General features: G+C 72.9%; 13 protein-coding genes. 8 read left to right on the forward strand and 5 right to left on the reverse strand.

Annotated elements, in window-relative coordinates; genetic code table 11:
- Positions 1-74 precede the first annotated feature (74 nt).
- Positions 75-395 carry a hypothetical protein gene (locus ACWIHY_RS10235; protein ID WP_454375196.1) on the reverse strand — a complete coding sequence of 107 codons (321 nt, stop codon included), beginning with the start codon at positions 393-395 and terminating at the stop codon, positions 75-77.
- A 211-nt stretch (positions 396-606) separates the two neighbouring features.
- A complete protein-coding gene (locus tag ACWIHY_RS10240; RefSeq protein WP_454375464.1) occupies positions 607-1980 on the reverse strand; it encodes an aminotransferase-like domain-containing protein in 1374 nt (457 codons plus the stop codon).
- Positions 1981-2121: 141 nt separating this feature from the next.
- On the opposite strand from ACWIHY_RS10240, the gene ACWIHY_RS10245 reads away from it, so the two are divergent.
- The 5 genes from ACWIHY_RS10245 to rox all read left to right on the forward strand — a co-directional run bounded on the left by ACWIHY_RS10245 (position 2122) and on the right by rox (position 8256).
- Positions 2122-2910: an alpha/beta fold hydrolase gene (locus ACWIHY_RS10245; RefSeq protein ID WP_454375197.1), complete on the forward strand. Its 789-nt coding sequence runs from the start codon at positions 2122-2124 to the stop codon at positions 2908-2910.
- A 131-nt stretch (positions 2911-3041) separates the two neighbouring features.
- Entirely contained in the window at positions 3042-4073 is a 1032-nt protein-coding gene (locus ACWIHY_RS10250) for an endonuclease/exonuclease/phosphatase family protein (RefSeq protein WP_454375198.1), read from the forward strand.
- Between the two features lie 48 nt (positions 4074-4121).
- Entirely contained in the window at positions 4122-4391 is a 270-nt protein-coding gene (locus ACWIHY_RS10255; RefSeq protein ID WP_454375199.1) for a DUF2630 family protein, read from the forward strand.
- A 205-nt stretch (positions 4392-4596) separates the two neighbouring features.
- Complete coding sequence (locus tag ACWIHY_RS10260) at positions 4597-6567, forward strand: FUSC family protein (RefSeq protein WP_454375200.1); 1971 nt, start codon at positions 4597-4599, stop codon at positions 6565-6567.
- A 264-nt stretch (positions 6568-6831) separates the two neighbouring features.
- Positions 6832-8256, forward strand: a complete 1425-nt coding sequence (gene rox, locus ACWIHY_RS10265; RefSeq protein ID WP_454375201.1) for a rifampin monooxygenase — start codon at positions 6832-6834, stop codon at positions 8254-8256.
- A 20-nt stretch (positions 8257-8276) separates the two neighbouring features.
- Here the strand turns inward: rox and ACWIHY_RS10270 are convergent, their stop codons facing one another.
- Positions 8277-8495 carry a hypothetical protein gene (locus ACWIHY_RS10270; RefSeq protein WP_454375202.1) on the reverse strand — a complete coding sequence of 73 codons (219 nt, stop codon included), beginning with the start codon at positions 8493-8495 and terminating at the stop codon, positions 8277-8279.
- A 5-nt stretch (positions 8496-8500) separates the two neighbouring features.
- The gene (locus ACWIHY_RS10275; protein ID WP_454375203.1) at positions 8501-8890 is read right to left on the reverse strand and encodes an RNA-binding S4 domain-containing protein; all 390 of its coding nucleotides are present in this window, start codon (positions 8888-8890) and stop codon (positions 8501-8503) included.
- Between the two features lie 200 nt (positions 8891-9090).
- Here ACWIHY_RS10275 and ACWIHY_RS10280 point away from each other — a divergent pair, with 200 nt between their 5' ends.
- Positions 9091-10566, forward strand: a complete 1476-nt coding sequence (locus ACWIHY_RS10280; RefSeq protein ID WP_454375204.1) for an APC family permease — start codon at positions 9091-9093, stop codon at positions 10564-10566.
- 65 nt (positions 10567-10631) lie between these two features.
- Positions 10632-11615: a hypothetical protein gene (locus ACWIHY_RS10285; protein WP_454375205.1), complete on the forward strand. Its 984-nt coding sequence runs from the start codon at positions 10632-10634 to the stop codon at positions 11613-11615.
- Between the two features lie 120 nt (positions 11616-11735).
- Here the strand turns inward: ACWIHY_RS10285 and ACWIHY_RS10290 are convergent, their stop codons facing one another.
- On the reverse strand, positions 11736-13790 hold the full coding sequence (locus tag ACWIHY_RS10290) for a PhoX family protein (RefSeq protein ID WP_454375206.1): 2055 nt from the start codon (positions 13788-13790) through the stop codon (positions 11736-11738).
- A 443-nt stretch (positions 13791-14233) separates the two neighbouring features.
- Between ACWIHY_RS10290 and ACWIHY_RS10295 the strand changes: the two genes are divergently transcribed.
- Positions 14234-15967 (forward strand): VWA domain-containing protein, encoded by a 1734-nt coding sequence (locus ACWIHY_RS10295; RefSeq protein ID WP_454375207.1) that lies wholly within the window; start codon positions 14234-14236, stop codon positions 15965-15967.
- The last annotated feature ends 11 nt before the right edge of the window (positions 15968-15978 follow it).

Consider the following 15978-nt stretch of genomic DNA (forward strand, 5'->3'; position numbering starts at 1 on the left):
CCCGGGGGCCGGAAGTAATCGTTCTTTGGTCCTACGGCTGAGAATCCCGGCCGGCCGAGGTTCTCAGCACGCCCTCACTCCCGCGTGTAGAAGATGTAGAACGTCGCTGCCGTCATGGCGGCCGCGAGCACGGCTCCGATGACAGCGGCGTCGAGGATGGTGTTGTCCGCCAGGCTGTGCAGGAAGCCGATCGCGACGCCGAAGAGCGTCCCGTACGCGGCGGCGCGGACCAGGGGGATCATCGCGTGCTGGGTGCGCCCCAGCAGGAAGCACAGGACCGCCAGGACGGCCGCGCAGAGGAAGCCGAAACCGACGTTCCAGCCGGTCATGGCGCCGGCGTCGCGGGCGAGGAAGGCCGCGTAGAAGCCGTACACCAGGCCGAGCACCACGGGCACGATTCCCCGTCGGCGTCGTACGGTCCCGGATCCTGATCCGGAGTCGGCTCCGCTGTGTCCCGGCTGCCCAGACGGGGCCGCCGGCCTGCGGGAACGGCCCGGGATCGCCGCATGTCCAGCCATCGCAGCACTCCTTCCGCAGCGCACTCGCGCACGCACACCCCACCCTCGCTACCAGGTCACACCCGCGGGCGGCGGTCGGCAAGTGGAACTAAGTACCGGCTGTCCCCGGAGCATCCGCCGGGCCTTGCGCCGCCAGCTCCGCGAGCGTTTCCAGCGCGTACGACAGGACCTCGTGCGAGGGCGACGCCAGGCCGATCCGCACCGCGTCCGGGGCGGTGTGCGGCGGTACGGCGAAGGCCTGCCCCGGCGTGATCGCCATGCCCCGGGCCGCTGCCGCCGCGACGAAGGTGTCCGTACGCCAGGGCGCGGGCAGCTCCCACCAGCAGTAGTACGCGCGCGGGTCCGTGCGGACCCGGAAGCCGCCGAGCCGGCGCCGGACGAGCCGGTGGCGGGCGGCGGTGTCCGCGCGCTTGGCGGCGGCGACCGTGACCACCGTGCCGTCCGTGATCCAGCGGGTGGCGGCCTCCAGATTGAAGCGCGCGGCGGTCCAGGCGCCGGAGCGCAGGGCGTCGGCCGACGGGCCGGTGTGATCGGCGGGGGCGACCAGGAAGCCGGTGGTCAGGCCGGGTGCGAGGCGCTTGGAGAGGCTGTCGACGAGGACCGTACGGGTGGGCGCGTGGGCGGCCAGCGGAGCGGGGGCTTCGGGCGCCAGGAAGGCCCACGTGGTGTCCTCGACCACCCCGATGCCCAACCCCTCGCACGCCCGCGCCAGCCGGGCCCGCCGCTCCTCACTCATCGTCACCGACGTCGGATTGTGCAGGGTCGGCTGGACGTACACAGCACCGAGCGGCGCGCTGCGGTGCGCGGCGTACAGCGCGTCCGGACACAGCCCGTCAGCGTCCGCCGCGATCGGGACCAGGCTCACCCCGAGCCGTTCCGCGACAGCCTTGACCAGCGGATACGTCAGCGCCTCGACGCCGAGCCGGCCTCCCGGGCGTACGAACGAGGCGACGGCCGCGGCGATGGCCTGGCGGCCGTTGCCCGCGAAGAGCAGCTGCCCGGCGTCCGGCCGCCATCCGCCCCTGGCCAGCAGCGACGCCGCCGCCTCCCGCGCCGCCGGGGTGCCGTCGGCGGCGGCCGGGCGGGTGGCCGCTTCCAGTACGTCGGGGCGCAGCAGGCCGGCGAGCGACTGCGCCATGAGCTCCGACTGGCCCTCCGCCACCGGGTAGTTGAGCTCCAGATTGACCGCGTTCGCCGCCCTGCCCCCCGTCGGCGCGGCCTCCTCCGCGAGCGCGTGACCGGGCGAGGCCGGGGCGGCCCGTACGAACGTGCCGCGCCCCACCTCGCCGACCGCGAGGCCCCGCCGCACCAGTTCGCCGTACACCCGGATCGCGGTGGAGTTCGCGATCCGGCGGCTGCGGGCGAAGGCGCGCTGCGTGGGCAGGCGGTCGCCGGGGCGCAGCCGGCCCGCGGCGATCTCGGCGGCCACCTGGTCGGCCACCCGTCGGAAGTCCTCTGCCACGTCGGTCCACCGTCCGTCGCTGTTGCTGTTGCTGTTGCCGTTGCCGTCGTCCGCGCGGGGTACGTGGTCCGCCCTGGGACATTGCACCGAGAGCAAAGATCCTATTGCACCGAGCAGTTGACCGCGCCTAGCCTCCTCGTCATGGCAACCGCACAGCTCGCAGCAGACGTCAACGGCATCACCGTCGGCTACACCGACGAGGGCAGCGGACCGCCCCTCGTCCTCGTCCACGGCCACCCCTTCGACCGCACGATGTGGGCCCCGCAGATCGCCGCCTTCTCCCCCACCCACCGCGTGATCGCCCCCGACCTGCGCGGATACGGCGAAAGCGATGTCGTCCCGGGCACCACCCCGCTGTCCGTCTTCGCCGCGGACATCGCCGCCCTCCTCGACCACCTCGGCATCGGGCGCGCCGTATTCGGCGGCCTCTCCATGGGCGGCCAGATCGTCATGGAGTGCTACCGCCTCTTTCCCGGCCGCGTCACCGGCCTGGTCCTCGCCGACACCTTCCCCGCCGCCGAGACGGAGGACGGGAAGCGGTCGCGGAACGCCCTCGCCGACCGCCTCCTCGCCGAGGGGATGAAGGGGTACGCCGACGAGGTCCTGGACAAGATGGTCGCCCCGTACAACACCGGTGCGGCGACCCACGTCCACCGCATGATGACCGCCACCTCGCCCGAGGGCGCGGCAGCCGCCCTGCGCGGGCGGGCGCAGCGGCCCGACTACCGCGACCTGCTGACCCGCGTGAGCGTTCCCACCCTGGTCGTCGTGGGGCGCGACGACACGTACACACCCGTGGCGGACGCCGAGGCGATGCACGCCGCGATCCCGGGCTCGGCCCTCGCGATCATCGAGGCGTCGGCCCATCTCCCCAACCTGGAACGCCCCGACGCCTTCAACACCGCGCTCCGCAGGCACCTGGCCCGGTAGCCGCCCCCGTCCGCGTCACCGCGTGTCGGCGCCCCGGCCGCCGCCGACACCGGGGCAACCAGCCTCCGCCCGGCCCCGTCCCTACGGGAAGATGCAGAGCACGCAGACCGAGCGAGAGGCTGGTTGGTTCGTTGGGGAGTCCCCGAGACGCGCTCGCGGCCGCGCGGACCTCCGCGTCACCGCCCCCGTACCGCCGCCCTCCCTGGCAGCGGCTGCTGACGTGGGCAGCCGGGCTCGGCCTCGCCGCGCCCAGCGTCGTCGTCGGCTGCCGGGCCCTCGACATCGACGGCCCGACGCCCGTCCCCCAGCTCCTCGCGTTCCTGCCCTGGCTGCTCGTACCGGCCGGCCTCGGCCTCCTTCTCTCGCTCCTCGCCCGCTGGCGCCCCGGTCTGGTGTGGGCGATGGTCGTGCTCGCCGCGACCGGGTGGTACGTCCGGCCGTACGGGCCCGGCGAGGATGCCGGGCCCGCCGGCCCCGTGGTCGCCGGCGTCCGCGTCCTGACCTCGAACGTCGAATTCGGCGGCGGCACTCCGGACCTGATCGCCGCCGTCGCACGCGAGAAGCCCGGTCTCGTCTTCGTCCAGGAGTGCGATCACGACTGCGCGCGCGCCCTCGACGCCGGCCTCCCGGAGGCGTCGTACCCGTACCGGAAGGTCGTCGAGGGGAGCGGGCCCGAGGGTTCGGCGATCCTCAGCAAGTACCCACTGCGGCCCGCGCCCGGGATCGACGGCACGTTCGCCATGCCGGGCGCCGTGGCACTGGTGGAGGACCGTCCCGTACGTCTCCAGCTCGTCCATCCGCTGCCGCCCGTGCCGGGCACCGTGCCGGAGTGGGGCGCCGAACTCGGGGCGATCCGCGACTACGCCGCCGGGGGAGGGGACCGGCCGACGCTGATCGCGGGCGACTTCAACGCCTCCCAGGACCATGCCGCCTTCCGGCGCGTGCTCGACGCGGGCAGGCTGCGGGACAGCGCGGTGCTCGGCGGGGCGTTCCGTGCGCCGTCCTGGCCCGCGGGCAGGCCGTGGACGGGCGCGCGGATCGGCACCCAGATCGACCACGTGCTGGCGAGCGACGACTTCTCCGTACGGTCGGCACGCTTCCTCACGCTCAGGGACACCGACCACCGGGCGCTGCTCGTCGAGCTGGAGCTGCACAGGGACTAGAGGTGTGCTGGGGTTGGTAGGGACCGATCAGACGGAGGCGAGTCCGCCATGGAGAACATGGAAGACAGGGAAGACGCCAACCAGCAGATTCTCGACAACATCACCGATCTGGTCGCCGAGGAGCGCGAACTGCGCGACCGCTCCACCCGGAAGCTGGGACTCGACGATGCCGAGCGCGCCCGGCTGAGGGCTGTGGAGATTCAGCTGGACCAGTGCTGGGACCTGCTGCGTCAGCGGCGCGCGAAGTCGGAGTTCGGTGAGGACCCGGGCGAGGCGCGGGTGCGGCCGGCGGCCGAGGTGGAGAACTACAAGAGCTGAGCCGGTGCGGGGCGTGCTGTGCGGGGCGAGCTGTGCGGTGCCGTGTGCTTGGCGGTGCGGGGTCCGTGGGCGACCTCGCCGACCATGATCGACTCGCCACCGGAAAAGTTGTCCACAGGCTGTGGACGGCGAGAGGGCAGGTGCGGTTGCGGTTGCGGTTCCCCGGCGACTTGCGTAGAGAGATCAGTTTCGGTCTGTTGGGGTCATGGCTGAGCAGAGAGCAGGGGGCCGGCTGACGCCGCCCGAATGGCTGACGCAGGGGCTGCGGCCGCAGTCCGCGCCCGTGCCGTGGGCCGCCGTCGTCCGGGCCGGGATCGCGATGGCCGCTCCGCTCGCCGTCGGGTTCGCCGTCGACGAACCGGAGTACGGGGCCCTCGTGTCGATGGGGGCACTGTCCGGCGTCATCGGCGACACCGCCGACGCGTACCGGATGCGCCTGCTCAACATCGCCGTACCGCAGCTCTTCGGGGCGATCGGCGTCACTCTGGGCACGCTCGTGTACGGGCAGGGGTGGCTCGCCGTCGGAGTCCTCACCTTCGTCGCGCTCGTGTCCGGGATGATCTCGACCATCGGCGCTGTCGCTTCCGTGTCCGGGCTGCTGCTCCTGCTCCAGGCGGTCGTCGGCGCCGGGCTGCCGATGCCCGAACCCTGGTGGACGGCGCCGCTGCTGCTCACCCTGGGCGGCCTCTTCGTCCTCGCCCTGACGCTCGTCGCGTGGCCGCTGCGGGGCGGGGTGCCGGAGCGTGACGCGGTGGCGGACACCTACCGGGCAGCGGCCGGTCTGTTGGAGGCGGCGGGCCGGGACACGGACACCTACGACGCCGGGCGCCAGGCCGTCACCGAGGCCCTGAACGCGGCGTACGACCTGGTCCTGGCGCGACGGGCGCGCGACCACGGCCGCAGGCGTCCGCTCGTACGGCTGCTGGCGCAGCTCAACGTCGTCGTACCGCTCGTCGAGTCGGCGCCCGCCGCACATCTGCGGCGACGGCCGCTGCCGCCGGAAATCCCGGCCGCCGTACGAGAGCTGGCCGACGCCGTGGCGCGGGGCCGCACGGGCGACGCCTCCGAGCTCGAACTCCACCTTCCCGAGCCGACGTCGCAGTCCGGGCGCGCCGTCGACCACGCGCTGCGGCACGCGGCGGCGGTCGTGCTCAGCGCCGACCCCGACGCCGCCCCCCTCGACGACCGGCTCGGCCGGCCCGCCGCGCTCGGCGTACGGGCCCGCCGCGCCACCCGCAACGTCCTGCTGTCCAAGGCGTCCTGGCGCTATGGCCTGCGGCTCGCCCTGTGCATCGGCCTGGCGCAGGCGCTCGTGTCGCTGATCGCCGTGCCGCGCTCGTACTGGGTGGCCCTGACCGTGGTGTTCGTCCTGAAGCCGGACTTCGGATCGGTGTTCTCACGGGCCGTGCAGCGGGCGTTCGGTACGGCGCTCGGGCTGGTGGTGGCCGCGGCGATCCTGGCGGAGCTGGAGCGGGGGTGGTGGGACGTGCCGGTGATGCTGGTGCTGGCGGCGCTCATTCCGGCGTTCACGGCGAAGGGGTACGCGTTCCAGACGGCCGCGATCACCCCGGTGATCCTGCTGCTCTCCGACCTTCTGAACCACGAGGGGTTCGGGCTCGTCATGCCGCGCCTGTACGACAGCCTCATCGGGTGCGGCATCTCGCTGGTCGCCGGGTACCTGCTGTGGCCGGAGAGCTGGAGCACGCGGGTGGGGGCGCGGCTCGCGGACACGGTGGCGGACACGGCGGGCTATGTGGAGTGCGCGTTCGGCCCGCCGGACCACCAGGGCGAGCGGCAGCGGCAGCGACTGCGGCGCCGGCTCTACCGGGACCTGTCGGTCGTACGCTCCGAATTCCAGCGCGCGCTGACCGAACCGCCGCCGACGGGGGCGCGGGCGGCGGCGTGGTGGCCCCTGGTGGTCGCGACCGAGCGGATCGTGGACGCCACCACGGCGGCGCGGGTCCGGATCAACCATGGGGCGCAGGCTCCGGGTGGGGCGGAAGTGGCGGAGGTGGCGCGGGAGCTGCGTGAGCTGGCCGAGGGGCTGCGGGCGAGCGACACGCTGGTGGAGGTGCGGACGGACCTCCCGCGCGACGACGAGTCGGTCCTGGCCCCGCTGCGTCAGGAGGTCGCGGCGGCACGGGCCATGGCGTCACCGGTACGGCCGCCGGGGTAGGGCACGCGGGCGGTGCGAGGGGGCAGCCAAGTGCCACCGCTCCGGGGGTGCTTGGGCGTCCGCAGCGGACGGCAAAAGCAAAAGGCAAGGAGGGTACCCGCTCCTTGCCACTCTCAACATATAGCGCACCGGGGGCCTTGCGGCAAGACCCGGGTCGTGGCGCAGAATCGTCGACCGAAGCCAGTACCTGCGGAAACAGGGATGTGCGAAGTGCATGTTCCGTTCCGGAGCGGCTGGCCGGAAATCTTGTTAAATGGGGGATTCATGCTTGACGTGATCATTGTTGGCTGCGGACCGACCGGCCTGATGCTGGCGGCCGAGTTGCGGCTGCAGGGCGTGCGGGCGCTCGTACTGGAGAGGGACGCGGAGCCGACCGTGCAGACCCGCGCGCTCGGCCTGCACGCACGCAGCGTCGAGGTGATGGACCAGCGCGGCCTGCTGGAGAGGTTCCTTCCGCTCGGCAAGCAGTTCACGGTCGGGGGATTCTTCGCCGGCCTCGGCACGACCTGGCCCGACCGGTTGGACACCGCCCATTCGTACGTCCTCGCGATCCCGCAGACCGTCACCGAGCGCCTGCTGACCGAGCACGCCATCGAGCTCGGCACCGAGATCCGGCGCCGCTGCGAACTGGTCGGGCTCAGCCAGGACGAGGACGGGGTGACCGCCGAGCTGGCGGACGGCACGCGGCTGCGGTCGCGCTACCTCGTCGGCTGCGACGGCGGACGCAGCACGGTGCGCAAGCTGCTCGGTGTCGGCTTCCCCGGCGAGCCCGCCAAGGTGGAGACGCTCCTGGGCGAGATGGCGGTGACCGAGGACCCGGAGACGCTGGCCGCCGTGGTGGCCGAAGTCCGCAAGACCCAGATGCGGTTCGGCGCCATACCCGGGCCGAACGGGATGTACCGCCTCGTCGTGCCCGCCGAAGGGGTGTCCGAGGACCGTGCGGCGCCGACCTTGGAGGAGTTCAAGAAGCAGCTGCGGGCCGTCGCGGGCACCGACTTCGGCGCGCACTCCCCGCGCTGGCTCTCCCGCTTCGGCGACGCCACCAGGCTGGCCGAGCGCTACCGGGTCGACCGGGTGCTGCTGGCGGGCGACGCGGCGCACGTCCACCCGCCGACCGGCGGACAGGGTCTCAACCTCGGCATCCAGGACGCGTTCAACCTCGGCTGGAAACTGGCCGCCGCGGTCAACGGCTGGGCGCCGGAAGGGCTGCTGGACAGCTACCAGGCCGAACGCCACCCGGTGGCCGCCGACGTGCTGGACAACACCCGCGCGCAGATGGAGCTGATGTCCCCCGAGCCGGGTGCCCGGTCGGTGCGCCGGCTGTTGTCGGAACTGATGGAAATCGAGGACGTGAACCGGTACGTGATCGAGAAGATCACTGCGATCGGGGTCCGCTACGACTTCGGCGAGGGGCATGAACTGCTCGGTCGGCGGATGCGGGACGTGGGGCTGAAGCGGGGGCGCCTCTACGAGCTGACGCACGGCGGCCGCGGGCTGCTGCTCGACCAGACCGGCCGGCTTTCGGTGGCGGGCTGGGCAGACCGGGTCGACCACGTCGTCGACGTCAGCGAGGAGCTGGACGTGCCCGCGGCGCTGCTGCGGCCGGACGGCCACGTGGCGTGGGTCGGTGAAGATCAGCAGGAGCTGCTCAGTCAGCTGCCCAGGTGGTTCGGCGCTGCCGCCGGGTGAGTTCCTGGTCGGCTGCCGCCTCAGAACAGCGGCAGCTGGCCCGGGAACGGCGGCAGCTCGTAGCCGTCGAGTGTCCGCTGCGACGCGGCGGGCGGGGCCGCGCGCTTCGAGCCGGCGCACAGCGTCAGCTCGGCGGCCGCGGCCCGCGTGCGCGGGTCGTGGCGGACGAACCGGCCCGCGACAACGGCGACCTCCCGGCCGCACGAAGGGCACGGACGGCGCGGAGAGGTCGACGACATGTGCCTCACTCTGCCAGGCCCTGCAGCCGTTCCATCTCGCGCCGGTCGCGCTTCGTCGGGCGGCCCGCGCCCCGGTCCCGTACCGCGACGGGTGCGACGAACTCCCGGGGCGGAGGCGGCGGGCTGTTGTCGGCGTAGCACTCGGCCGCCGCGGGAGCGCCCACCCGCTTGCGGATGATCCGCGAGACGACGACGATCCGCTCGCGCCCCGCGTGGAACAGCCGCACCTCGTCGCCCGCCTTCAGCGCGTGGGCGGGCTTGACCCGCTCGCCGCCGACACGGACGTGGCCCGCCTTGCAGGCGGCCGCGGCCTGTGCGCGGGTCTTGGTGAGCCGTACGGACCAGATCCAGACGTCGATCCGTACGGTCCCGGTCGTCACGTCGTCCGAAGCCATGCCTCCGAGGGTACGACCGTCGGCCGTCCCGTGCCCGCCCTCCCCGCCGGTCGCACTACTATGCGCACGATCTCCCGTGCGGAGCCGACACCTCCGGACTGGGGCCTCATCTCTGACTTGTCGCCAAATGTCGTGCCACGCAAGGGGAACAGGCGATTCCAATTGCGCCCGGCACACCTCGGGAAGCAGTTGAGAACCGCATGAGCAACAACCCCGGCAGAGGGCTCCAGCCCAACGCCCTCGGCACCTTCGAAACGATCGTGATGGCCGTCGCGGGCAGCGCCCCCGCCTACTCCCTCGCCGCCACCACCGCCGTCCTCGTCGGTACCGTCGGCCTGGCAAGCCCCGCCGCGCTGCTCTACTGCGCGATACCCATGCTCGGCATCGTCCTGGCCTTCGGCCGCCTCGGCCGGATCGACGTCAACGCGGGCGCCACCTATTCCTGGGTGGGGCGCACCCTGCACCCGTTCCTCGGCTTCATCAGCGGCTGGGCGCTCGTCGTCGCCGCCACGATCTTCATGGTCGCCGGATCGCTTCCCGCAGGTCAGATGACCCTTTCCCTCTTCGATCCCGACCTCGCGTCCAACACCGCGCTCGCCACCACGGCCGGGGCCGGCTGGTTCCTGCTGATGCTCGCCGTCGTACTCGGCGGCGCCCGCCTCTCGGCCCGCGCCCAGCTCCTGGTCTCCGGTGTCGAGCTCGTGATCCTCGTATTCTTCGTGGTCGGCGCCCTCCTCCACCGGGGTTCGGCGACCGCCTTCGAATGGTCGTGGCTCGGCTTCGGCCACTTCGACGGCGTCACCGGGTTCGCCGCGGGCACCCTGATCGCCGCCTTCTACTACTGGGGCTGGGACGTCACCAGCAACCTCAGCGAGGAGACCCGCAACAGCCGGCGGACGGCCGGGCTCGCCTCGCTCGTCGGCGTGGGCGTCGTGTTTCTTCTCTTCGTCGTCTTCACGATCGCCGTCAACGTCATCCTGACGACCGAACAGATCTCGGCCCACGACACCAATGTGCTCGCGGTCCTCGGCGACGCGATCTGGCCGGGCATCGGCGGCAAGCTCATGGTCCTGGCCGTGGTGCTCTCCACCATCGCCACGCTCGAAACCACCCTGATCCAGGTCACGCGCTCACTCTTCGCGATGGGCCGCGACCGTACGATGCCGTCCGCGCTCGGCCTCGTGCACCGTCGCTGGAACACCCCGTGGGTCGCCGTCGCCGTCGTGGGTACGGTCGCGCTGGTCCTCTTCGTCGCCTCGAACGCGCTGGGCTCGACCGAGGAGATCATGTCGGACGCGCTCGCCGCGATCGGCCTCCAGACCACGCTGTACTACGGGCTCGCGGGTCTCGCCGCCGTCGTCGCATACCGCAAGACCCTGCTGACCTCGGCGAAGGACTTCGTGCTCGGCGGGGCCTGGCCGCTGCTCGGCTCGCTCTTCATGTTCTGCGTCTTCGCGGCCTCCCTCTCCGGGCTCAGCGCGGCGGCCGTCGCCATCGGCCTCGGCGGCCTGGCCGTCGGAGTGCTCCCCATGCTCTGGTACTGGCGCCGGGGCAGCGCGTACTACAGCCCCGCGCGACTCGACGCCACGCACGCCATCGAGATCGAGTCGGCGCACGTCAACTCCGGTTCCGACCGCAGGGATTACGCCGATGCCGGCCTCCCCACCGACTTCTGAGCGCTGCCGGGCTGTGGCCCGTACCGGTTTCTGACCGTCTCGTCTTCTGAGCAGGAGGTGTCCCGATGGCCGCACTCCGCCGCCGCTCGTCTTCCGGTCCCGGTCCTGGTCAGGGCCCGGCCCCCGACTTCGACCCGGACTCCGGCGACCGGCCGCTGACCGCCGCCCGGCAGGACATCGTCATCGGCCGCTGGCAGGGCGTACGCGACCTGCTCAGCGCGACCGGCGACGACTGGCCCCTGCGCACGCACCGGCTGCGCCTCCTGTCGCACGCGGCCGCTGCCAGCTCCGTGGTCGAGGCATGGCGCGCCGCCGAGCCCGACAGCCCGGACGCGGCGGTGCTGCGTGCCGCCACCGAGGTCGTACGGGTCTTCAACCAGGCCATCGAGGCGGGACGCGGCACCGAGGTCGACCGCACCCGCATCGACGTCGCCGTCATGGCCTGCCTGAGCGCGGCCGACGCACGGCCCGCCGACCCGATGCCCTGGGTGTCGCTGCTGACGGTGGCGCGGCTGTACGGCGACGGGGTCGGCCGGGCGGAGCTGCGCGAATGGTGGGAGGAGCTGCGGCGCCGCGACCCGTACAACATCGAGGGCCATGTGCAGCTGCTGCGCTACCACTCGGCGCGCTGGCACGGCACGCACGGCCGGATGTACGACTTCGCCCGCGACGCTGCGGGAGCGGCGCCCGAGGGCTCGCCGCTGCCGGTGCTGGTCCAGATCGCCCGGGTGGAGGAGTACCGGTACGTCGCGGCCGCCGCCCAGGGCCGGCCGGTGCGCGGCTTCGACCAGCACTGGCACCACGAGCTGGCCGTGACGGAGGTACGCCGGACGAGGGAGCGGTGGCTGGGCGGGCGGCCGCCGGGCCCGGTGCGCCCCGAGGAGGTGGGCGAGCTGAACTACCTGGCCCACGCGTCCTGTTACGCCGACCTGCCGGACATCGCGCGGGAGGCTTTCGCCCTGCTGGGGGGCCGCGCTGCACGGGTGCCGTGGTCGTACACCGGGGATGCGCGCGAGCAGTACGTGAGGTGGCGGGGGCAGAGCGGGTAGGGCGAGCCGCCGCACGGGCCCTGCCCGCCCCTTCCCGAGCCGGGGCCCCGGTCCTCGAACGCCGGAGGGGCTGGGTGGTGCCGCGCCGCGGCAACCACCCAGCCCCTCCGGCGTTTCCCCCTACACGCCGATGTCGCGGCCGTCCTTGCGGTAGACCGCCACCACCGACGGGCGGACGATCTTGCCCGGTCCGTCCGGCCACACCGACGCCGGCTTCTCGACGCTCGCGCCGTCGATCTCCCCCGGGTGCTGGACCGCGACCAGCACGCGGCGGTCCTGGATGATCGGGCCGCAGGTCTCCGCGCCCTTCGGCACCGTCAGGAACTGCTTCAGCTCACCGCGCCGCTCACCGCGCGTCGCCACGCCGAACAGTCCGTCGTGGGAGCCGAGCTGGTTGCCGTCCGTGGACAGCCACAGGTTGCCGTGCGGGTCGAAGGCCACGTTGTCCGGGCAGGAGATGGGGCTGACCTTGTCCTTCGGGAAGCCCGCGAAGTACGTCGCCGGGTCCTCCGGGTCGCCCGCGACCAGGAACAGCCGCCAGGCGAAGCCGTCCGACGCCGGGTCGTCCCAGTGCTCGGCGAGTTCCAGCACCTGGCCGTGCTTGTTGAGGTTGCGCGGGTTGGCCTCGTCCGCGCCCGCCTTGCCGGGCTTGCCGCGGTCCGTGTTGTTCGTCAGCGCGACGTACACACGGCCCGTGCGGGGGCTCGGCTCGACGTCCTCGGGACGGTCCATCTTGGTCGCGCCGACCTTGTCGCCCGCGAGGCGCGTGAAGACGTACACCTCTTCGGCGGTCATGCCGGGCACGTGGGAGACGTCGCCGGTGGCGAGCGGGATCCACTGGCCGCTGCCGTCGAACTCGCCGTCGTCGGGCAGCTTGCCCGTGCCGTCGATCTCGGCGGCCGGGCTGTCGCCGGTGAGCTTGGCGACGTACAGCGTGCCCTCGTCGAGGAGGGTGAGGTTGTGCTCGCGGGCCGCGCGCGAGGTGCCCTTCTTCATCCGCTTCGAGGAGACGAACTTGTAGAAGTAGTCGAACCGCTCGTCGTCGCCCATGTAGACGACCGGGCGGCCGTCGGCGGTCAGCCGGGGCTGCGCGGCCTCGTGCTTGAAGCGGCCGAGCGCGGTGTGCTTGCGGGGCGTCGAGTCGGGGTCGTACGGGTCGAGCTCGACGACCCAGCCCTGTCGGTGCGGCTCGTTCGGCTCCTGCTTGACGTCGAAGCGCTTGTCGAAGAGCTCCCACTTGCGCTCGGTGGCACCGGTGGAGATGCCGTAGCGCTTGTCGGTGGCGCTGGAGCCGTTGGCGAAGTACTGGTTGAAGTTCTCCTCGCCGTGGAGGGTCGTGCCCCACGGGGTGGTGCCGCCGGCGCAGTTGTTGAGCGTGCCGAGGACCTTCGTGCCGGTCGGGTCGGCGGACGTCTTCAGGAGGTCACTGCCGGCGGCCGGACCCGTCAGCCTGAACTCGGAGGTCGTGTGGAGGCGGCGGTTCAGGTGGTGGCGGGTGACCGGCGTGAGCTTGCCGGACTTGCGCTCCTCCTGGACGACGACGACGGACAGGCCGTGCGCGGCCCAGGCGGTCTCGACCTGCTCGCGGGTGGGCTTGGCCGGGTCGTACCCCTTGAACATCAGGATCTCGTCCGTGTACTCGTGGTTGGCGACGAGTACCTGGCGGCCGTGCTCGCCCGGCAGCGGGAGCAGGGAGAGGAAGTCGTTGTTGTAGCCGAACTGGCCGGCCTGCGCCTTGGCGGACTGCTTGTCCGGGTCGAAGGCGGGGGCGCCACGCAGGATGGGCTCGCCCCAGCGGATGACGACGTTCTGGGCGTAGCCGTCGGGAACGGTGACGGCGTCGGTGGTGTTCGGCGCGACGGACGCGAAGCGCAGGCCGCGAGCGCCGTCCGCCTTGCCGGCCCGGGGCCCGCGGGCGTTGCCGGCGGCGACGGCCTGCGGGGCGCCGGGGCCGGCGAGGGCCGATGCCCCCGCGGCGGCGGCGACGGTCACCACCGCGGCGGCGCGCATCATCGATCGTCTCGACAGAGCGCCGGCTATGACGTCACCGGCATATTCGTTGTCGCTGGTGTTCGGGACCTCCTGGAAGCAGGCGTCTCCGCAGCGGTAGCGACAGGTCAGCGCGGAGCGCCCACCCGAGTGAGGCGAGTTGAGCAGCGGCAGCAGATTGCGCACGGACCCCTCCATATGGGATGTACGGGAAGTGGTTCGGCGCGCCCCGCGCCGACATCGTGTCGGAATGTCTCCGGCGGTGACGTTAGGGGCGTACGCCCGCGCTCCGGCGGCTGTCGGGTGAACGTGAGGTGAATGCGGAACGGCCGTGCGGAAGTTGGGTTGACGGCCGGCGACTCGTCGCGGATGTTTCGTCATCGGCGCGCAGGCGCTTCAGCGGTACGGAACTGCGCGTCAGGCGTCTGCGCCCCGGGGCGCCCGGAGGGGGCGCGTTCGTCATCGGTGTTCGCCGCCGCGAGCCGCGCGCGCCCGTAACTGGAACGGCACGGCTGACCCTCCCGAAGATCGGCGGGCGGGGCCGCTAACCTTACGTGTCCGCCCTGGCCAGGGATCATCCGCCGGGTGCGGGCGTGCATCGCACCCAACTCATGCGAAAGGCCTCGCCCATGGGCATTCGGAGCTTGCTGCGCAAGGTGTTCGGACGCGATCGAGCGGAGAGCAACGAGCAGCCGCCGGCACGGGAGACCTCGGCGGCAGCTTCCGTTCCGTCCCAGGCCGAACGTAAGCCGGAGACGGCCACCGCGCCGGAACCGGAATCCGCGACCGCCGAGACCAGGGAGACGGTGGCGTCGGTACCGGCCCCCGACCAGGCCCCGGCCAATGAGGACGAGACTCCGGCGACGGAGAAGCCGGCCCGGAAGTCGACGCCGGGTATTGCATCGGACCTGGTGGCGGCGGCCTTCGACAAGCCGGCGCCGGCCACCGCCTCGCCCTCGTCCTCGTCCCGTACGAAGACCCCCTCGCCCGGACCCAACGTCCCGGCCCAGTCCACGCCGGCCACCGCGAGGCCCTCGGCCCCGGTCCCGTCCCAGTCCACGCCGGAGTCCGCCAAGCCGGTCGCGGAGTCTGTCCCGGCCGCCGACGCCGAGCCGGCCGCGGAGTCGTCCGCGACCGCCGAGGCCGCCCCGGAGACCGAGCCCGCCCCGGAGGCCGCACCGGCCGCCGAGGCGGAGCCCGCCACCGAGGCCGCCCCTGACACGACCGAGGCCGAGCCGGAGCCCGTGACCGCCGAGGCGGAGGCGCAGGCCGAGGCCGACCCGGCCGCCGAGCCCGAGGCCACCGTCGCCGCACCGGAGACGGCCGCCGAGCCCTCGGCCGGTACGGAGCCGGAGGCCACGCGCGAGCCGGTCACCGCCGACGCCGCCGAAGCGGACGACGTCGAGCCCCCGGCCACGGCGGGTGAAGCGAAGCCCGAGGCCGACGCCGAGCCGGAGACGGTCACGGCCGAGCCCGGGACGGTCACGGCCGAGCCGGAGACCGTCGCGTCGGAAACCGAGCCGGTCGACGAGCCTGACACGCGGGCCGAGCCGGAGGCCGAGCCCGAGGCCCAGCCCGCAGCGAAGGCCGAGCCCGTCACCGAACCCGAGCGCGAGTCCGAGGCCACCCCGGCCTCGCAGCCCGAGGCCGACGACGCCCGGCCCGAGCCGGTCGCCGCAGACGGTGTCGCTGCCGGCGGGTCCGCACTTCCGCTCTCGCACATCGCGTCGCGCGCCCCCGCGCTCGTCGCGCACTACGAGGCCGCCGGGGCCGCCCTCGGCGCCAAGGAGCTGGACGGGGCGCGGGCGGACGTCTACCTCGTCCTCGACCGGTCGGGGTCCATGCGGCCGTTCTACAAGGACGGCAGTGCCCAGCACCTCGCCGACCGGACGCTCGCCCTCGCCGCGCACCTCGACGAGAAGGCCGGCGTACACGTCGTCTTCTTCTCGACCGACATCGACGGCACGGTCGACGTCGGCCTCGACGCGTACGACGGGCGCGTGGACGAGGCGCACACCGCCATCGGGCACATGGGGCGTACGAGCTACCACCGCGCCGTCGAGGAGGTCGTCGCGCACCACGAGAAGTCCGGCAGCGACCGCCCCGCCCTGGTCGTGTTCCAGACGGACGGCCCGCCGGACGCCAAGGGCCCGGCGAAGCAGGCCCTGGCCGACGCCGCCGACAAGCCGCTGTTCTGGCAGTTCGTCGCGTTCGGCGAGCACGACGCCAAGGGCTTCGACTTCCTCCGGAAGCTCGACGTCCCGAACGCCGCGTTCTTCCACGCCGGCCCCGCCCCGCGCGAGGTCGCCGATGCCGAGCTGTACGCACAGCTGGTCACCGGCCTCGAGGGCCTGAAGGCCTGACCCGGCGGCTT

It is taken from the genome of Streptomyces sp. NPDC055287, assembly GCF_053646035.1.

Coding starts and splice junctions, on each gene's coding strand:
- ACWIHY_RS10245 (WP_454375197.1), top strand. CDS start 2,122: ATGGCAACCGCACAGCTCGCAGCAGACGTCAACGGCATCACCGTCGGC.
- ACWIHY_RS10255 (WP_454375199.1), top strand. CDS start 4,122: ATGGAGAACATGGAAGACAGGGAAGACGCCAACCAGCAGATTCTCGAC.
- ACWIHY_RS10260 (WP_454375200.1), top strand. CDS start 4,597: ATGGCTGAGCAGAGAGCAGGGGGCCGGCTGACGCCGCCCGAATGGCTG.
- rox (WP_454375201.1), top strand. CDS start 6,832: ATGCTTGACGTGATCATTGTTGGCTGCGGACCGACCGGCCTGATGCTG.
- ACWIHY_RS10270 (WP_454375202.1), bottom strand. CDS start 8,495: ATGTCGTCGACCTCTCCGCGCCGTCCGTGCCCTTCGTGCGGCCGGGAG.
- ACWIHY_RS10275 (WP_454375203.1), bottom strand. CDS start 8,890: ATGGCTTCGGACGACGTGACGACCGGGACCGTACGGATCGACGTCTGG.
- ACWIHY_RS10280 (WP_454375204.1), top strand. CDS start 9,091: ATGAGCAACAACCCCGGCAGAGGGCTCCAGCCCAACGCCCTCGGCACC.
- ACWIHY_RS10285 (WP_454375205.1), top strand. CDS start 10,632: ATGGCCGCACTCCGCCGCCGCTCGTCTTCCGGTCCCGGTCCTGGTCAG.
- ACWIHY_RS10295 (WP_454375207.1), top strand. CDS start 14,234: ATGGGCATTCGGAGCTTGCTGCGCAAGGTGTTCGGACGCGATCGAGCG.